Origin of the sequence: Fundidesulfovibrio terrae, from assembly GCF_022808915.1 — a bacterium.
Taxonomy (GTDB): Bacteria; Desulfobacterota; Desulfovibrionia; order Desulfovibrionales; family Desulfovibrionaceae; genus Fundidesulfovibrio; species Fundidesulfovibrio terrae.
In genome coordinates, this window is the sequence record NZ_JAKZFS010000005.1 from 16841 (window position 1) to 32433 (window position 15593).

General features: G+C 63.8%; 19 protein-coding genes. 12 read left to right on the plus strand and 7 right to left on the minus strand.

All coding sequences use genetic code 11. From position 1 onward, the window contains the following. The first annotated feature begins 1 nt into the window (after window position 1). The gene (locus ML540_RS14810; RefSeq protein ID WP_243362813.1) at window positions 2–772 is read left to right on the plus strand and encodes an alpha/beta fold hydrolase; all 771 of its coding nucleotides are present in this window, start codon (window positions 2–4) and stop codon (window positions 770–772) included. Window positions 773–905: 133 nt separating this feature from the next. Here ML540_RS14810 and tadA read toward each other — a convergent pair whose 3' ends face one another. After that, window positions 906–1427 (minus strand): tRNA adenosine(34) deaminase TadA, encoded by a 522-nt coding sequence (gene tadA, locus ML540_RS14815; RefSeq protein WP_423747897.1) that lies wholly within the window; start codon window positions 1425–1427, stop codon window positions 906–908. A 41-nt stretch (window positions 1428–1468) separates the two neighbouring features. After that, entirely contained in the window at window positions 1469–2281 is an 813-nt protein-coding gene (locus tag ML540_RS14820) for a phosphoribosylformylglycinamidine synthase subunit PurQ (protein ID WP_243362815.1), read from the minus strand. A 140-nt stretch (window positions 2282–2421) separates the two neighbouring features. On the opposite strand from ML540_RS14820, the gene ML540_RS14825 reads away from it, so the two are divergent. From ML540_RS14825 to ML540_RS14870, 10 genes are all read left to right on the plus strand, one after another. Then, on the plus strand, window positions 2422–4059 hold the full coding sequence (locus ML540_RS14825) for a CTP synthase (RefSeq protein ID WP_243362824.1): 1638 nt from the start codon (window positions 2422–2424) through the stop codon (window positions 4057–4059). Further along, window positions 4056–4607, plus strand: coding sequence for a KdsC family phosphatase (locus ML540_RS14830; RefSeq protein ID WP_243362826.1), 552 nt, complete (start codon window positions 4056–4058; stop codon window positions 4605–4607). Before ML540_RS14825 ends, ML540_RS14830 begins: the two co-directional genes overlap by 4 nt. A gap of 251 nt (window positions 4608–4858) precedes the next feature. Then, a complete protein-coding gene (gene rpoN / locus ML540_RS14835; protein ID WP_243362828.1) occupies window positions 4859–6298 on the plus strand; it encodes an RNA polymerase factor sigma-54 in 1440 nt (479 codons plus the stop codon). A 42-nt stretch (window positions 6299–6340) separates the two neighbouring features. Continuing rightward, window positions 6341–6880 carry a ribosome hibernation-promoting factor, HPF/YfiA family gene (gene hpf / locus ML540_RS14840; protein WP_243362830.1) on the plus strand — a complete coding sequence of 180 codons (540 nt, stop codon included), beginning with the start codon at window positions 6341–6343 and terminating at the stop codon, window positions 6878–6880. After that, on the plus strand, window positions 6880–7332 hold the full coding sequence (locus ML540_RS14845; protein ID WP_243362832.1) for a PTS sugar transporter subunit IIA: 453 nt from the start codon (window positions 6880–6882) through the stop codon (window positions 7330–7332). Before hpf ends, ML540_RS14845 begins: the two co-directional genes overlap by 1 nt. A 106-nt stretch (window positions 7333–7438) precedes the next feature. Next, entirely contained in the window at window positions 7439–8323 is an 885-nt protein-coding gene (gene rapZ / locus ML540_RS14850; RefSeq protein WP_243362834.1) for an RNase adapter RapZ, read from the plus strand. A 10-nt stretch (window positions 8324–8333) separates the two neighbouring features. Further along, window positions 8334–8771, plus strand: a complete 438-nt coding sequence (locus ML540_RS14855; protein ID WP_243362842.1) for a PTS sugar transporter subunit IIA — start codon at window positions 8334–8336, stop codon at window positions 8769–8771. A gap of 6 nt (window positions 8772–8777) precedes the next feature. Beyond that, window positions 8778–9233, plus strand: a complete 456-nt coding sequence (locus ML540_RS14860; protein ID WP_243362844.1) for a PTS sugar transporter subunit IIB — start codon at window positions 8778–8780, stop codon at window positions 9231–9233. Between the two features lie 33 nt (window positions 9234–9266). Continuing rightward, window positions 9267–10007, plus strand: coding sequence for a PTS sugar transporter subunit IIC (locus ML540_RS14865; RefSeq protein ID WP_279343485.1), 741 nt, complete (start codon window positions 9267–9269; stop codon window positions 10005–10007). A 99-nt stretch (window positions 10008–10106) separates the two neighbouring features. Continuing rightward, window positions 10107–11030: a manganese-dependent inorganic pyrophosphatase gene (locus ML540_RS14870; protein ID WP_243362848.1), complete on the plus strand. Its 924-nt coding sequence runs from the start codon at window positions 10107–10109 to the stop codon at window positions 11028–11030. Window positions 11031–11102: 72 nt separating this feature from the next. Here the strand turns inward: ML540_RS14870 and ML540_RS14875 are convergent, their stop codons facing one another. Beyond that, window positions 11103–11951 carry an SDR family oxidoreductase gene (locus ML540_RS14875; protein ID WP_243362850.1) on the minus strand — a complete coding sequence of 283 codons (849 nt, stop codon included), beginning with the start codon at window positions 11949–11951 and terminating at the stop codon, window positions 11103–11105. Window positions 11952–12042: 91 nt separating this feature from the next. Here ML540_RS14875 and ML540_RS14880 point away from each other — a divergent pair, with 91 nt between their 5' ends. After that, complete coding sequence (locus ML540_RS14880; protein WP_243362852.1) at window positions 12043–12474, plus strand: winged helix-turn-helix transcriptional regulator; 432 nt, start codon at window positions 12043–12045, stop codon at window positions 12472–12474. 87 nt (window positions 12475–12561) lie between these two features. Here ML540_RS14880 and ML540_RS14885 read toward each other — a convergent pair whose 3' ends face one another. From ML540_RS14885 to ML540_RS14900, 4 genes are all read right to left on the minus strand, one after another. Continuing rightward, window positions 12562–13107 carry a DUF2087 domain-containing protein gene (locus tag ML540_RS14885; RefSeq protein ID WP_243362853.1) on the minus strand — a complete coding sequence of 182 codons (546 nt, stop codon included), beginning with the start codon at window positions 13105–13107 and terminating at the stop codon, window positions 12562–12564. Window positions 13108–13447: 340 nt separating this feature from the next. Beyond that, entirely contained in the window at window positions 13448–14326 is an 879-nt protein-coding gene (gene dapA, locus ML540_RS14890) for a 4-hydroxy-tetrahydrodipicolinate synthase (protein ID WP_243362856.1), read from the minus strand. Between the two features lie 49 nt (window positions 14327–14375). Beyond that, window positions 14376–15278, minus strand: coding sequence for a UshA-like (seleno)protein family 2 (locus tag ML540_RS14895; RefSeq protein WP_420705181.1), 903 nt, complete (start codon window positions 15276–15278; stop codon window positions 14376–14378). A 9-nt stretch (window positions 15279–15287) separates the two neighbouring features. After that, a complete protein-coding gene (locus ML540_RS14900) occupies window positions 15288–15563 on the minus strand; it encodes an HU family DNA-binding protein (RefSeq protein ID WP_243362861.1) in 276 nt (91 codons plus the stop codon). Window positions 15564–15593: the final 30 nt, after the last annotated feature.

The following is a 15593-nucleotide window of genomic DNA, read 5'->3' on the forward strand; positions in this document are numbered from 1 at the left end:
GATGCCTGCCGGGATTCACTACGAAGTCCACGGCAGCGGCCCCGCGCTTATGCTGCTGGCAGGACTCACTCAGGACGTCACCCAATGGGGCGGGCTCATCGCCGCGCTGGCCGAGCGTTTCACGGTCATCGCGCACGACCCCAGGGGAGCGGGGCGCACCACGGCCTCCTTCGACGGCCTGACCACGGAAGTAATGGCCCAGGACGCCCTGGCCCTGTTGGACGAACTGGACATGGCGCGCGCCCATGTTCTCGGATTTTCGCTTGGGGGCATGACCGCCCAGGTGCTGGCCGCCACCCATCCCGAACGGGTGGACAGGCTGGTATTGGCCTCGTCCGGCTCCCGGATAGGCATCCCGCCCATGGCGGCCATCCGGGCTGCGCGGACCTTGTTCGCGGCCTCGCAGTGCGCGGTGTACGCCAACGACGCCTTGATCCCCTGGCTTCTCGGTCAAAACGCTTTGCTGGATGGGAGCATCGGGCGCGGTTTCGCCACCAGGGCTTACAAGCCGAGCCTGGAGGGCTTCACGGCCCAGTGCGACGCCCTGGCCGCGCACGACGGCGGGCCTTTCCTGCCGCGTATCCTGGCTCCCACCCTCTGCCTGGCCGGTGCGCAGGACCTGCTCATCCCGCCTCCTCAGGGCCGCGACATGGCTTCAATCATCCCTAACGCTTCATTCTGGGAACTTCCCGATAGCGGCCATATGTGCTTTCTGGAAGTACCGTCCGTCTTTCAGGATGCGCTTCTCGCGTTCCTGACCGACGACTCTTGACCGCACTCCCAGCCTTCTTGCATGCCCAGCTTCATTCGCAGCGTTCGACGCGAGAGCTATAGGGGATTCCAAAGGGACTGGTCCCTTTGGCCGCCGGAGGCATCTTCTCTCTTTGCCTTATCTTCTTAATCTTTCACTTTAACTTTTCCTTTCTTCTTCCCGCAAAAAATCTCGTCAGAGTGGCTCCGCATTCCTCGGCCAGTACGCCTTCGAGCACCGGAAACCTGTGGTTCAAAAACGCGAGCCCCGGCCCGTCCAGGTTGGAGACCACGGCCCCGGCCTTGGCGTCTCGAGCGCCGAAGACCAGCCCGCCGATGCGGGCGTGCACCATGGCTCCCAGGCACATGAGGCAGGGCTCCAGGGTCACGGCCAGGATGGCCCCGTTCAGGCGATAATTGCCGAGCGCAGTGCCTGCTTGGCGAAGCGCCAGTATCTCGGCATGGGCCGTGGGGTCGCTTGCGCCGATGGGGCCGTTGCAGGCTTCGGCCAGCAGGCGTCCCGTGGCGGCCTCGATGACCACCGCGCCGATGGGGGCCTCGCCGCGCCTGCCAGCGAGCCAGGCTTGGCGCAGCGCGCGGGTCATGACCAGCCGCCAGGATTTCCAGCCCGGGGGAGGGGTGGTGAAGATGGCGGCGGAGGAGTGGAAAGTGTTCACGAGGCGGGGAAGGCGGGGAGACGGACTCCCCGCCAGTGGAATTACGCGTTTTCCTTGAGGAACCTGACGCCGTTCTCCAGGATGGAGATGCCCAGGCGGGGCTTTTCGCCGCGCGTCCAGCCGGGGTGGTTGGTGGCGTGGTTGAAGGCCTCGGGGTGGGGCATGAGCCCGAGAATGCGCCCGGAGGGGTCGGTGAGCCCCGCGATGGCCATGGGCGACCCGTTGGGGTTGGCCGGGTACTCCATGGTGGGCAGCCCCGTGCCCGGATCGGCGTACTGCAGCGCGATCAGGTTCTCGGTGACGATGCGCGAGAGCGTGGCGTTGTCCTGGGGGATGAGCAGGCCCTCGCCGTGGCGCACGGGCAGGTCCAGGTGGTCGATGCCCCGGGTGAACACGCAGGGGCTCGACTTGTTCACGCGCACCGTGACCCAGCGGTCTTCGAAGCGGCCGGAGTCGTTGTTGGAGAGCGTGACCTGGCGCTCGAAATAGTTGCCGTCCAGGGCGGGCAGGAGCCCGAGCTTCACCAGCAACTGGAAGCCGTTGCAGATGCCCAGGATCAGGCCGCCGTCCTGGATGAAGGTCCGGAGCTGGTCTAGGAGGGGTTCGCCGGTGGCAGTCTTGGCGTACTTCCAGCGGATGGCTCCGGCCTGGCCCGCGCCCAGGTCGTCCCCGTCGAGAAATCCGCCGGGGAAGATGAGAAAATTGTAGCCGGGCAGGCGGACTCGTCCGGCGGTGATGTCGGAAAAGTAGACGATATCGGTCTGGTCGGAACCGGCCAGATTGGCTCCATGGGCGGATTCCGCCTCGCAATTGGTGCCGTAGCCGGTGATCACGAGTGTCTTGACTCGGGCCATGAACAACGCTCCAGGGGTTTCTTGAAAAAATCGGTCCAGTCGCTTAGACGTATCCGGAGACATTACGTGCCCCCGCGCAAGGCGTCAACCGGGCGGGGGTTTTACACATCACGGCAGCCCCCAGGAGGCAGGGCTTTCTCATGAAAACCAAATTCATATTCGTTACCGGAGGCGTGTTGTCCTCCCTCGGCAAGGGACTGGCCGCCGCCTCCATCGGCGCGCTGCTGCAGGCGCGCGGGCTTCGTTGCACCATCATGAAGCTCGACCCCTACATCAACGTGGACCCCGGCACCATGAACCCCTTCCAGCACGGCGAGGTGTACGTCACCAACGACGGCGCCGAGACCGACCTGGACCTGGGCCACTACGAGCGCTACCTGGGCGTGCCCATGTCCCAGAACAACAACGTCACCTCAGGGCGCATCTACAACAACGTCATCCAGAAGGAACGCCGGGGCGACTACCTGGGCGGCACCGTCCAGGTGATCCCGCACATCACCGACGAGATCAAGCGCTCCATCCTGGGCGTGGCCAAGGACGAGGACGTGGCCCTGATCGAGATCGGCGGCACCGTGGGCGACATCGAGGGCCAGCCCTTCCTGGAGGCCATCCGCCAGCTTCGCGGCGATCTGGGCAAGGAGAACGTCCTCTACATCCACCTGACGCTGATCCCATACATCCGCGTGGCGGGTGAGCTCAAGACCAAGCCCACCCAGCACAGCGTTAAGGAGCTCAGGTCCATCGGCATCCAGCCCGACATCATCATCTGCCGCTCCGAGATCGACCTGGACCAGTCCCTCAAGACCAAGATCGCCTTGTTCTGCAACGTGGACCCGGACGCCGTGTTCACCTCCGTGGACGTGAAGAACATCTACGAGGTGCCCCTCAAGCTGTACGCCGAGGGCGTGGACCAGAAGATCGCCATCCTGCTGCGCCTGCCCGCCAAGAACGCGGAACTCGAAGCCTGGCAGAACCTGACCCACAAGCTGGCCAACCCCAAGGGCGAAGTGACCATCGGCATCGTGGGCAAGTACGTGGACCTCAAGGAGGCCTACAAGAGCCTGCACGAGGCCCTCGTGCACGGTGGCGTGGCCAACGACGTGAGCGTCAACCTGATCTACGTGAACTCCGAGGAGGTCACGCCGGCCAACGTGGCCGAGCGCATGGCGGGTCTGGACGGCATCCTGGTGCCCGGCGGCTTCGGCTCGCGCGGCGTGGAGGGCAAGATCGCGGCCATCCGCTACGCCCGCGAGAACAAGGTGCCGTTCTTCGGCATCTGCCTGGGCATGCAGCTGGCCTGTATCGAGTTCGCCCGCAACGTACTGAATCTTCCCGAGGCCAACTCCGAGGAGTTCAACCGCCTGAGCCCCGATCCGATCATCTACCTCATGCGCGAGTGGTACGACTTCCGCACCAAGAAGATCGAGAAGCGCGACGCCGACTCCGAAATGGGCGGAACGATGCGCCTGGGCGCCTACCCCTGCGTGGTCAAGCCCGACACCAAGGCCATGGAAGCCTACGCCAAGCCCCAGATCGAGGAGCGCCACCGCCACCGCTACGAGTTCAACAAGGCCTACTACACCCGCATGGAAGAGAAGGGCATGGTGTTCTCGGGACTGTCGCCCGACGAATCCCTGGTGGAAGTGGTGGAGCTGCCCGAGCATCCGTGGTTTTTGGGCTGCCAGTTCCATCCGGAGTTCAACTCCATCCCCATGCGCCCGCATCCGCTGTTCAGGGAGTTCATCCGGGCGTCCAAGATCGCCCGCGAGGCCAAATGAGAAGACCCGTCAGGCCCGGCGTGAACCGCCGGGCCCTGGCGTCGGCCAGGGGAGTGCGCCTGCTTGTGCTGGACGTGGACGGCGTGCTCACGGACAACGCCGTCTTCCACGACGGCGCCGGGCCGGGCCTGAAGCGCTTCGGCATCCAGGACGGCATGGGGCTCAAGCTCTGCCAGCACGCCGGGATCGACGTGGCCGTGATCAGTGGCCTGGGCAACATCCAGGCCCAGCATCGCCTGCGGGAGCTGGGCATCCGCGAATTCCACGGCGGCCACCTGCGCAAGCTCCCCGTTCTCGAAGAACTCCTTTCCGCGAAACATCTTGATTTGAACGAAGTGGCCTACATGGGCGACGACTGGCTGGACGCCCAGGTGATGAGCCGCGTGGGCCTTGCCATGGCCCCGGTGGACGCCCAGCCGGAAATCCTGCGCCTGGCGGCCTGGGTGTCCAAACGTCCTGGGGGCAGCGGGGCCGTGCGCGACGCCGTGCGCTTCCTGCTCATGGCCAAGGGCAAGCTGGGCGCCCTGTGGCGGCGCTGGCTCGTCTAGCCTCTCGCCCGCCATATCGCCGCCCAAGCCAGCGAAACTATACTGGATTCCAAAGGGGCGAGCCCCTAAGGCCTAAGGAGGCTTTTCCCCTGATCCGCTACGCTCCACCGCGCTACAGCCTCCCGCCCACTGTTGTGAATTCCCGTCAAGTCTTGCCACCCCCGCCTTTTTAGTGCATAACCGCCACGGTTGAACGGTGGTCCGGCATTTTTCTTGCTTGCCGCAGAACTTTCACGAGGACAGACGCACGCATGGCCCTTGAGCTCAGACAGCAACTCAAGCTTTCGCAGCAGCTGGTGATGACACCCCAGCTGCAGCAGGCCATCAAGCTGTTGCAGCTCTCCCGGCTGGAGCTGGTTGAGACCGTGCAGCAGGAGATGCTCGAGAATCCCCTGCTGGAAGAGGTCCAGGTCGACGACGAGCGCCCCGAGCCCACCATCGCCGAGGATTCCCACGCGCCTGACGCCACCCAGGAAGAGGGGGCCATGCAGCGCGAGCTCATGAAGACCGCCGAATGGGACGACTACATCGGCGACTTCGCTTCCACCTCCCGCCAGGCCACGGTGCGCGAGTACGAGGCCCCGGAGGAGGGCATGTCCTTCGAGGCCAGGCTGGCCTCCAAGACCTCGCTCGAGGGCCATCTCTCCTGGCAGATCAACCTCTCCCCCTTCACCGAACGCCAGCGAGTCATCGCCGACGACATCGTGGGCAACCTGGACTCCGTGGGCTACCTACAGTCCACCGTGGAAGAGATCGCCGCCACCACCGGCGCCACCCCCGAAGAGGTGGAGGTGGTCCTGCACGCCCTGCAGCGCTTCGACCCGGTGGGGATCGCCGCGCGCACCCCGCAGGAGTGCCTGCTCACCCAGTTGGAAGTTTACGGCTACACCGACCCGGTGCTCCTGGAGATCGTGCGCGAGCACCTGGAGGACCTGGAAAAGAAGCGCTACAAGCCCCTGGCCAAGAAGTTCCGCATCACCCTCGAGGACATCAAGGAATACCTGGACATCATCCAGACCCTCGACCCTCTGCCAGGCTCACACTTCAGCTCCTCCGATCCGGTCTACGTGAGTCCCGACGCCTACGTGTACAAGTACGGCGAGGACTTCATCATCGTGCTCAACGAGGACGGCCTGCCCAAGCTCCAGCTTTCCCCCTATTACATGGAGGACATGAGCCGTTCCAGCGGGAGCAAGGACAAGGACTACCTCCAGGACAAGATGCGCTCGGCCCAGTGGCTCATGAAGAGCCTGTACCAGCGCCAGCGGACGTTGTTCAAGGTCCTGGAATCGATAGTGAAATTTCAGCGGGACTTCTTCGAGGACGGGGTTACGAAATTAAAGCCCCTCATCCTCAAGGACGTGGCCGACGACATCGGCATGCACGAATCCACTGTGAGCCGCATCACCACGAGCAAATACGTGGCCACCCCGCACGGCATCTACGAACTCAAGTTTTTCTTCAACTCCGCCCTGGAGTTGGACGACGGCACTTCCGTGGGTTCGGAGTCGGTGAAGGCGCTCATCAAGCAGCTCATCTCCGGCGAGGATCCCAAGAAGCCCGTGAGCGACGAGCAGATCGCGGACACCCTCAAGCAGAAGCTGCAGGTCAACATCGCCCGCCGTACCGTGGCCAAGTACCGCATGGCCATGGGCATCGACTCCTCGTCCAAGCGCAAGGAAGTCTTGTAATCACGCCGCGCGTCTTTTCGCGGCCACACCTCGGAGGTAGATATGAACATTGCTTTCTATTTCAAGAATTTTGAGCCGTCCCCCGGTCTGCGCGAATACGCCGCCAAGCGTTTCGACAAACTGGCCAAATACATGCCCAATGCCGACAACGCCGAAGTGGTGGTCACGCTGCTGGTCGAAAAGACCCGCCAGATCGCCGATGTGGTGATCGACGCGGACGCCATGCACATCTCCGCCCATGAGCGCTCCGACGACATGTACTCCACCATCGACATGATCACGGACAAGCTCGAGGCCCAGGTGCGCAAGATGCGCGAGAAGATGAAGGACCGCCGCAAGGCCGCGTCTTCCGACGTCACCATGGGCGTGGTCAGCTTCACCGATGAGGGCAAGGTCCACTCCATCGAGGAATCCGACAAGTACAGCCCCAAGCCCATGAGCGTTGAAGAGGCCGCCGAGCAGATCACCGCCATGAAGTACGAATTCCTGGTGTTCTTCAACTCCGAGGCCGAGCGTATCAACGTCATCTACAAGCGCAAGAATGGCGACTTCGGTCTGATCGACCCTGGAGTTTCCCTCTGATGCGGCTGGGGGAGTTTCTGCGCAAGGATTTCGTGCTCGACGACCTGCAAGCGTCGGACAAGCCCGAAGTGCTCCGCGAACTGGTGTCCCCCGTGGCCCAGGCTTTCCCGGACGTGAGTCCCGAGAAGGCCCTGCGGGTGCTCATGGACCGCGAAAACCTGGGCACCACGGGCATCGGCGACGCCGTGGCCATTCCCCACGGGAAGATGGACTCCCTCAAGGAGATCGTCATCGTGGCGGGGCGCAGCCGGGGCGGAGTCGATTTCGAGGCCCTGGACCACAAGCCTTGCCGGATATTCTTCCTGGTCCTGGCCCCGGAACATGTGGCGGGCATGCATTTGCGTATCCTGGCCCAGATATCCAGGCTCCTCTCCGATGAGGGGTTCCGGGAATCCTTCCTGGACGCCCCGGACCGGGAAAGCCTCTGGCGCGTGCTGTCCAGCCATTCCTGAGGCGGCATCCGTTTCGTGATGATTCCCGGTCGATGATGTGCTAGCGTCCATCCCCGTCGCGCTTAAGAAGGCGCGGCGGGGATGTCTTTTTCAAGGAGCGCGCGACATGGCCTCTTCGGTCAAGCTGCCCGTGGTGGTGATTTCGGGCCTCTCCGGGTCCGGCAAGTCCACGGCCCTCAACGTCTTCGAGGACCTGGGCTATTTCTGCGTGGACGGCCTGCCCGCAAGCCTCATGCCCAAGCTGGTGAGCCTTTTCGAAGGCCAGGGAGCCAACCGCTACCGGGGCCTCGCCCTGGGCATGGACATGCGCCAGGCGGGCTTCGACTCCGGCTGGCAGCCCGCCATGGAGGAGTTGCGCGCCGCGGGCAACCTGCCCCAGATCGTGTTCATCGAGGCCGCCACCCAGGAGATCATGCGCCGCTACGCCACCACGCGCCGCCCACATCCCTTCGAGGCAGAGGGGTACGGGCTGGGCGAGGCCGTGGAGGAGGAACGCCGCCGCATGGCCCCCTTGCGCGACGCGGCCGACCTGGTCATGGACACCACCGACTTCTCCATCCACGACCTGCGCCGCCAACTGCAGGACAAATGGAAGTTCCTGGAGGGCAAGGGGCCTTCCATGAAGGTGCACATCATGAGCTTCGGGTTCAAGTATGGCATCCCCACCGAATCCGACCTGCTCTTCGACCTACGCTTTCTGCCCAACCCCTATTTCGAACCAGCTCTCAAGCCACTGTCCGGACAGGACAAATCCATCGTGGAGTATGTCCTTGACTCCAAGGAGGGCAGGGTGTTCCTGCCCAAGCTGGAGGCATTCCTTCAAGACCTTATCCCCATGTACGCCAAGGAAGGCCGCTACCGGCTGACAATCTCGCTTGGCTGCACCGGGGGCAGGCATCGCTCCGTGGCCACGGCCGAGGCCGTCTTTGACACCTTGCGCAAGGCGGGGTACACGGTCTCGCTGGAACACCGCCATATCGAAAAAGGCTGATATTTCAACAATGAACGACAAGAATATATCCGGCGCCCCGGTCGGCGTGGTCATCGTGACCCACACCGACTACGGCGACAGGCTTCTCAAGGCCGCCGAAATGATCATCGGCCCCCAGGAGCACACCCGCACCGTTTCCGTGGACGTGGGCGTGGACACCGTGGAAACCGTCAAGGAGCTCGAACGGTCCATCAAGGCCGTGGAGCAGGGCGCGGGCGTGATCATCGTCACCGACATGTTCGGGGGCACTCCCACCAACCTCTCGCTGTCGCTCATCGGGCAACATCGTATCGAGGTGGTCACGGGCGTGAACCTGCCCATGCTCATAAAAATCCTTTCCACCCGTACCAAAGCCCTGGAGCTCCTGGCCGCCGACGCCAAGACCGCGGGCGTGCAGGGCATCGTGGTGGCCGGGGAAATCCTGCGAAAACGGGTCGCCGGGGAGTAGTCCGGGGTGTTCTGGGTACGCATCGACAACCGTCTCGTGCACGGCCAGATCATCGAAGCCTGGCTGCCTTTCACCGACGCCAACGCCATCGTGGTGGCCAACGACGAACTGGCCGCCGACGAGTTGCGCCAGCAGATCATGTCCATCGCCATCCCCCTTGGGGTCGACATCTCCTTCGTCCAGGTGAATCTGGCCCAGGCATATCTGTCGGGCCGCAAGCTCCTGGGCAAGGACGTGCTGGTGCTGTTCGCCTCCTGCCCGGACGCGCGGCGGGCCTTCGACGCCGGGCTCAAGTTCGCCCGCCTGAACCTGGGCAACCTGCACTACGGGCCGGGCAAGAAGCAGATCTGCCAGCACATCGCCTTAAGCGGCGAGGATGAGGGCTGCCTCGATTTCCTCAAGGGCCAGGGCGTGAACCTGGATTACCGCTGCGTGCCGGGCGACCCGGTGGAGATATCCTGAAGAGCCCGAGGGCCGCTTCACATTCGGGCGCATTTGAGGCATTCTGAAGAAAAGCTGACGGACCAGGACGAAAAGACCCATGGAACTGCACGCCGACGTCATCCCTTTCATCCTCGCCACCGCTTTTTTTTTGCCCTTTTTTCCTGCTTCCGCTTCCTGATCAATCTGCCCCTGCTTGACCGGCCTCTCACGGTGGGGTTCGTGTGGGGCCTTATCACCGGCGACTGGGCGTCGAGCCTGGGCATCTGCCTGTTCTTCGAGCTTCTCTGGCTGGACATCTTCCCGGCCGGAACCATCATCCAGCCACATTCCCTGGCCCCGGCCCTGGCCAGCCTGGCCGTGGTGCACCATTTCGCCCTGCGGCAACCGGCCCTGGCCGCCGTGGTCATGCTGGCGGCGCTTCCGCTGGGGCGGGCTTTCGCCGTGATCGAGCGCTACCACCGCCAATACGAGAACCTGGCCTTCGAGCGCCTCATGCTCTGGGCCAAGCGCAGTTCAGGCGGACCCGGCCCTGCCTCGCTCACCCGCCGCTCCATGCTGGTCATGTTGCCGGTGAACGTCGTGGCCTTCGCCCTGGCCCTGTCCGGGCTTCTGGTGGTCACGCACCTGATGCTCCCCCGGCTGACGCCGCTTCTGGGCTCGGTGCCGCTCAAGTGGCCTCACCTCTGGGTGGTGGCCAGCATCGGGGCAGTGCTTTCGCTTCGGCACCGCCCGGCCTACGCCGTGCTCCTTGGGGGCGTGGCCTTGGCCGTGCTCAGCCGTTTGCTGATATGAGTTCCGGAGCAATGTTGGACAAAGCCGCTTGGCAACCGGCGATCTTTGTGATATTTCCCACAAGTTCATTTTGCACATCACCTCAGGAGGGATTCGAACATGGCAGCATATGTCGTTGGACACAAAAACCCGGACACCGACTCTATCGCCTCGGCCATTGCCGTGGCCGACCTGATGACTAAGCGCGGCATCCAGGCCGTGGCCGCCGCTCAGGGCAAGACCACCCCTGAGACCGACTTCGTGCTCGGCAAGTTCGGCGTGAAGGCCCCCGAGATCATCTCCGACGCCGAAGGCAAGAAGATCATCCTGGTGGACCACTCCGACCTGGCCCAGAGCCTGGAGAACCTCTCCAAGGGCGAGATTCTGGGCGTCGTCGACCACCACAAGCTGGGCGACGTGACCACCTCCAGCCCCCTGGAAATGTGGGTCTGGCCCGTGGGCTGCACCTGCACCGTCATCGCCAGCATGTATGAATTCTACGGCGTGGAGATCTCCAAGCCCATGGCCGGCATCATGCTGTGCGCCATCCTGTCCGACACCGTCATGTTCAAGTCCCCCACCTGCACCCCCGAAGACAAGAAGGCCTGTGAAAAGCTGGCCAAGATCGCGGGCGTGGCCGACATGATGGCCCTGGGCATGGACATGTTCAAGGTGAAGTCCGCCGTGGACGGCACCCCCATCCGCGACCTGGTCTTCCGCGACTACAAGGACTTCAACATGTCCGGTACCGGCGTGGGCATCGGCCAGCTGGAAGTCGTGGACCTGTCCATCCTGGACAAGTACAAGGCCGACCTGCAGGCCGACATCGCCAAGGTGAAGGCTGAGAAGAAGCTGCACTCCGTGTTCCTGCTGCTCACCGACATCATGAAGGAAGGCACCGAGATGCTGATCGTCTCCGACGACGCCTCCGTCGTCGAGAAGGCCTTCGGCGTGAAGCCTGCCGGCACCTCCGTGTGGCTGCCCGGCGTCATGAGCCGCAAGAAGGACGTGGTTCCCAAGTTCGAGAAGGTCTTCGGCGCCTAGTCGCACCGAAAGCCCCTATGATGATCAAGCCCGGAGCGGTCTCCCGCTCCGGGCTTTTTCTTTTGTGAACGGCTAAAGCGCGGCCTTGACCGAGGCGGCCATGCGGGTGGTGGGGCGGCCGATGAGGCGGCCGAGCTGGCCGGAGTTGTCAAAGAGACCCCCCTTGGACGCACCGGTGTCCGAATCGGCCAACAGCCCGGCGATGGGTTCGGGCAGGCCGGCCGAAAGCAGCGCCGCCTTGAACTCGGCCTCGGGGAGGTTCGCGTAGGTTACGGTCTTGCCGGACTGGCGCGAAATCTCCCCAGCCAGATCCGTGAGCGTGTAGGCCTCGTCGCCCGCCAGTTCGTATGTCCGGCCCTCTTGGTTCTCGAGCGCCAACACGGCGGCGGCCGCCTCGGCGTAGTCGGCCCTCGCGGCCGAGGAGATACGCCCGTCGCCCGCGCTGCCGAGGAACGCGCCGTGCTTGAGGGCGGGGGCAATGGAGGCGGTGAAGTTTTCGGTATACCAGCCGTTGCGCAACAGGACGAAGGGAACGCCAGAAGCCTTCAAGTACGCCTCGGTCGCCTTGTGCTCTTCGGCCAATCCCAGGGGAGACGTGTCGGCATGCAGTAGGCTCGTGTAGGCCAGCAGTGTTACCCCGGCCCGCTTGGCGGCGTCGATCACGGCCTTGTGCTGTGGGAAGCGGCGGCCCACCTCGCTGGAGGAGATGAGCAACAGCTTGCCGGCGCCCGCGAACGCGGCGTCCAGGGTTTCGGGTTTGTCATAGTCGGCGTGGCGCGTCTGAACGCCGCGTGCGGCCAGGTCCTTGACTCGGTCAAGGGTGCGCGCCGCAGCGACGATCCGAGCGGCGGGCATCGTCTTTAACAGTTGCTCGATGACCAGACGGCCGAGTTGGCCGGAGGCTCCGGTGATGACTAACATGGCTGATACTCCTTTCGGTTGATGGGAATATCTGGCACGGTAGCAGCCACACAAACTTTTTGTAAGTACACACATAAAGGTAAGCGTAAAAATGAGCGAACACGGTCGGAAGGCGGAATGTCCGGCAGCCACGTTGTCGGACCGGTTCAAGCGCGGAGATGTCTTCTCGGAGCGATGCCCCTCGCGTGAAGTGCTCAAGCATGTCACGAGCCGCTGGGGGATGCTGATTCTCGTCGCGCTGTCGGGGGGAACGCACCGCTTCAGCGATTTGCGCCGGAAAGTGGGCGGGGTGAGCGAGAGGATGCTTGCGCAGACGTTGCAGTGGCTGGTGAGCGACGGCTTCGTGGAGCGCAAATCCTACCCGGTGGTGCCGCCGCATGTGGAATACAGCCTGACCCTGCTTGGCGTCGAGGTCGGGCAGCGGGTGGCGGCGTTGGCGGACTGGATCGAAGAGAACCTGAAGGATATCCTGGATCGCAGCCAGGAGGAAGGCAAGCCCGGCCGTGGGGCCGGGCTTGTTTGAGATTTCATTCGGCAAATGGCGGATTGAAGCCGCGCGGAGGCGGGATGCCCCTTCGGCTTCAAACCTGACATGGAGTTAGGCGCTGGTTCAGCCGGTCCGGCGCTCGCCCAGAAGCCGGATGAGCGCCAGGGCCTCGGGAGAGGGCCTTCGTTCGATGCGCCGGTAGACGCGGCCGTCAGGGGTTCTTGCGAGCATCCCCCGGTCGAACATCTCCCGGCGCAGCAAGGCCGGGTCTTCGAACAGGTGGCCTTCCAGAAGCAGTTCGTTCACCTGCCGTTCGTTCATATCCCGCCGGGGCGGGATTTTCGACCACATCACCCACAAGCAGGGCTCGCGGTGACTGAACTTGCCCGGCCAGCGCGTCAGCTGACCTGCAGCGTCGAAGTAGCGCGCCGCGCGCAGCACCTTGGCGGAATCCACGCTTTGCGGTTGGGGCAGGGGCCGCTCCAGGCGGACCTGGGCATCGGCCTGGGTGCGGAAGTGCTGGAAGTTGCGGTAGCCGGTGGACCGGGCCAGCATGTTGAGCAGTTCCACGTGGCCGGGAGTGCGCTCGCAGGCGCAGAGCTGGCCGCGAAGCGACCGGGCAAGGGCGGAGATATCGCCCGCATACAGGGGGAGAGGGGTACGGGACATCGCTTATCCTTTAAGCGCGCCGATCCTGGACGGATCGCCGGTGGTCGCCGTCTTCCGACTCGGCACGGGATAAGGTGTCGATGGAATGATGAAACTGGCAGGTTTAGCTCCCCTCGCGGGGCGGCGACGCCTGGGTGAACTGCCGACCGGAAGGTCACATACTTCACTGTCGGATGGGATGCAAGAGGATCAACGCGCAGGTGCGCGCACGCCACCGTCGGGATCAAGGCATGGCCGGTGTCGCATTACGCCCGGGGCGCGGACGCGATGCCCGGCAATCCAAACGAACGGGGCCCGGAGAATTCTCCCCGGGCCCCGAAGCAACAGCGTGTCGACAGTCTTACAGAATCCCGGACTTCTTCAGCACTTCCGAGAGCCTGGCTTCGACTTCCGGGGCCATGTTGACCAGGGGCAGGCGAAGCTCGGAGGACATTCTCCCCATGAGGCTCAGTGCGGTCTTGGCCGGGATGGGGTTGGTCTCGATGAACATGGCCCGGTTGAGGGGGGCCAGCTTGTAGTGCAGGCGCTGGGCCTTGGCGATGTCGCCCTTGCGCCACGCCTTGCACAGCTTGCGCATCATGGCAGGAGCCACGTTGGACACCACCGAGATCACGCCGTGGCCGCCGATGGCCAGGGTGGGCAGCACGGTGAAGTCGTCACCGGAGAGGACGGTGAAGTCCCGGCCGCAATACTCGATCACCTCGGAGATCTGGCACAGGTTGCCGGTGGCCTCCTTGATGCCGATGACTTCGGGCACCTGCTTCTTGAGCGCCGCCACGGTCTGGGGCAGCAGGTTCACCGAGGTGCGCCCGGGCACGTTGTAGACGATGAACGGCATGGACACGGCCTTGGCGATGGCCGCGAAGTGCGCGATCAGGCCAGGCTGGGTGGGCTTGTTGTAGTAGGGCGTGATGAGCAGGGCCCCATCGGCCTTGGCGTCCTTGGCGAAACGGGTGAGCTCGATGGCCTCGGTGGTGTTGTTGGATCCGGCTCCGGCCAGAACGGGTACTCGGCCTTTCACTTGATCCACGCATATTTTGATCACCTGGGCGTGTTCGGCGTGTGACAGGGTCGCTGACTCACCCGTGGTGCCGCAGGGAACAAGGCCGTCGATGCCCTGTTCGATCTGCCATTCGATGTGCGCGCGGTATGTCTCTTCGTCGACCGTTCCGTTCTTGAACGGAGTGACGAGAGCGGTGAAAGCTCCGGTAAACTGCATTCTGCCCTCCAAATTGGTTCGATTCGGCCAGGAGCCCCTGCCCCAGGGTCTACTTGGCCGGCTTGTCGCCCGGATCCGGCACGCTAAGGAGCAGCTGCTCCATGCCGGGATCGGGGATGTAGGCCTCGTCCAGCACCACGGCCTGCGTGGTGTAGTTTGAGCCCTGCTCCCATTTGAACCCTTTGTCGCCCGGCCAGGCAAGAACGTCAATGGTGTAGATGGCCTTGCCCTTGGTGTAGGTGTGCATCCACAGCGTCTTGCCGCCCTGGGCGGGCTTGGCGGAGAACCCGACGCCCGAACCGCTGCCCAGGAGCACGTCCAGGTCAGGCTTGGTCTTGTCCAGGTAGTCGGACTCGGCCTGCACGCCCCAGGGGCTCACTCCGGCCACGAGCTTCACCTGCCCGCGAAGACCCTTGACGGCCTTGGCGATGGCCTGGATTGCGTCTGGGCCAGGGTCGTCGCCGGGCTTTTTGGCCTCGGGGAAGAACACCAGTCCGATCTTGCCCTTGGGGGTGTCCAGGACGACGGTCTTGGGCTCCTTGGGGGCCAGGACCTGCCAACCCTTGGGAGGCTGGGCGTTGACGGCGGCGAACTTGGCGGCCTCGGCCGGCGATATCGCTCCCGCGTCGTAGTTCAGGGCCTCATAGGCCTTGGCCAGGGGGGCGAACGCCTCGTCCATGGCGTGGTCGTGGCCGTCGTCGGATATGAATTCATAGGGGCCGGCGATGAAAACCGTCTGACCCTTGGTGCTCTCCTGGGAGCGGAACTTGCTGAACGCGCTGGCCCGCCGGGTCAGCCCACCAATGGTGTGGTTGCCTCAGGAGGGGCAGGGCTTCAAGTAGCCCCAGGAATTTCCGGAAAAGACGATGGACGCAAGCGGCTCCGCCTGGGCGGACGCACCGAAGCCAATGCAGGTGAAGAGCGCCATGAGGAGCGCTGCAAGAAAACGCATCGTAAAAACCTACTTGTTGAGAAATTCCTTGAGTTCCTTGCCTGGCCTGAAGAAGGGCAGGCGCTTGGGGGCCACGTTGACCACCTCGCCGGACTTGGGGTTGCGGCCGGTATAGCCCTTGTACCCCTTCACCTTGAAGCTGCCGAAGCCGCGGATTTCCACGCGGTCACCGTCAACCAGGGCGCTTTTGATGGAGTCGATGAACGAATTGACCACGGCCGAGGCTTCGTCCACGTGGATTTCGCGGCTTTCGGCCAGGGCGTTGATGAGTTCGCTCTTATTCATGACGGCCTCCGTTTTCCGCCGCCACGATAT

Bases quoted from the DNA above. Each gene is read 5' to 3' on its own strand.
- ML540_RS14810 (WP_243362813.1), top strand. From the start codon at position 2: ATGCCTGCCGGGATTCACTACGAAGTCCACGGCAGCGGCCCCGCGCTT.
- ML540_RS14820 (WP_243362815.1), bottom strand. From the start codon at position 2,281: ATGGCCCGAGTCAAGACACTCGTGATCACCGGCTACGGCACCAATTGC.
- ML540_RS14825 (WP_243362824.1), top strand. From the start codon at position 2,422: ATGAAAACCAAATTCATATTCGTTACCGGAGGCGTGTTGTCCTCCCTC.
- ML540_RS14830 (WP_243362826.1), top strand. From the start codon at position 4,056: ATGAGAAGACCCGTCAGGCCCGGCGTGAACCGCCGGGCCCTGGCGTCG.
- rpoN (WP_243362828.1), top strand. From the start codon at position 4,859: ATGGCCCTTGAGCTCAGACAGCAACTCAAGCTTTCGCAGCAGCTGGTG.
- hpf (WP_243362830.1), top strand. From the start codon at position 6,341: ATGAACATTGCTTTCTATTTCAAGAATTTTGAGCCGTCCCCCGGTCTG.
- ML540_RS14845 (WP_243362832.1), top strand. From the start codon at position 6,880: ATGCGGCTGGGGGAGTTTCTGCGCAAGGATTTCGTGCTCGACGACCTG.
- rapZ (WP_243362834.1), top strand. From the start codon at position 7,439: ATGGCCTCTTCGGTCAAGCTGCCCGTGGTGGTGATTTCGGGCCTCTCC.
- ML540_RS14855 (WP_243362842.1), top strand. From the start codon at position 8,334: ATGAACGACAAGAATATATCCGGCGCCCCGGTCGGCGTGGTCATCGTG.
- ML540_RS14870 (WP_243362848.1), top strand. From the start codon at position 10,107: ATGGCAGCATATGTCGTTGGACACAAAAACCCGGACACCGACTCTATC.
- ML540_RS14875 (WP_243362850.1), bottom strand. From the start codon at position 11,951: ATGTTAGTCATCACCGGAGCCTCCGGCCAACTCGGCCGTCTGGTCATC.
- ML540_RS14880 (WP_243362852.1), top strand. From the start codon at position 12,043: ATGAGCGAACACGGTCGGAAGGCGGAATGTCCGGCAGCCACGTTGTCG.
- ML540_RS14885 (WP_243362853.1), bottom strand. From the start codon at position 13,107: ATGTCCCGTACCCCTCTCCCCCTGTATGCGGGCGATATCTCCGCCCTT.
- dapA (WP_243362856.1), bottom strand. From the start codon at position 14,326: ATGCAGTTTACCGGAGCTTTCACCGCTCTCGTCACTCCGTTCAAGAAC.
- ML540_RS14900 (WP_243362861.1), bottom strand. From the start codon at position 15,563: ATGAATAAGAGCGAACTCATCAACGCCCTGGCCGAAAGCCGCGAAATC.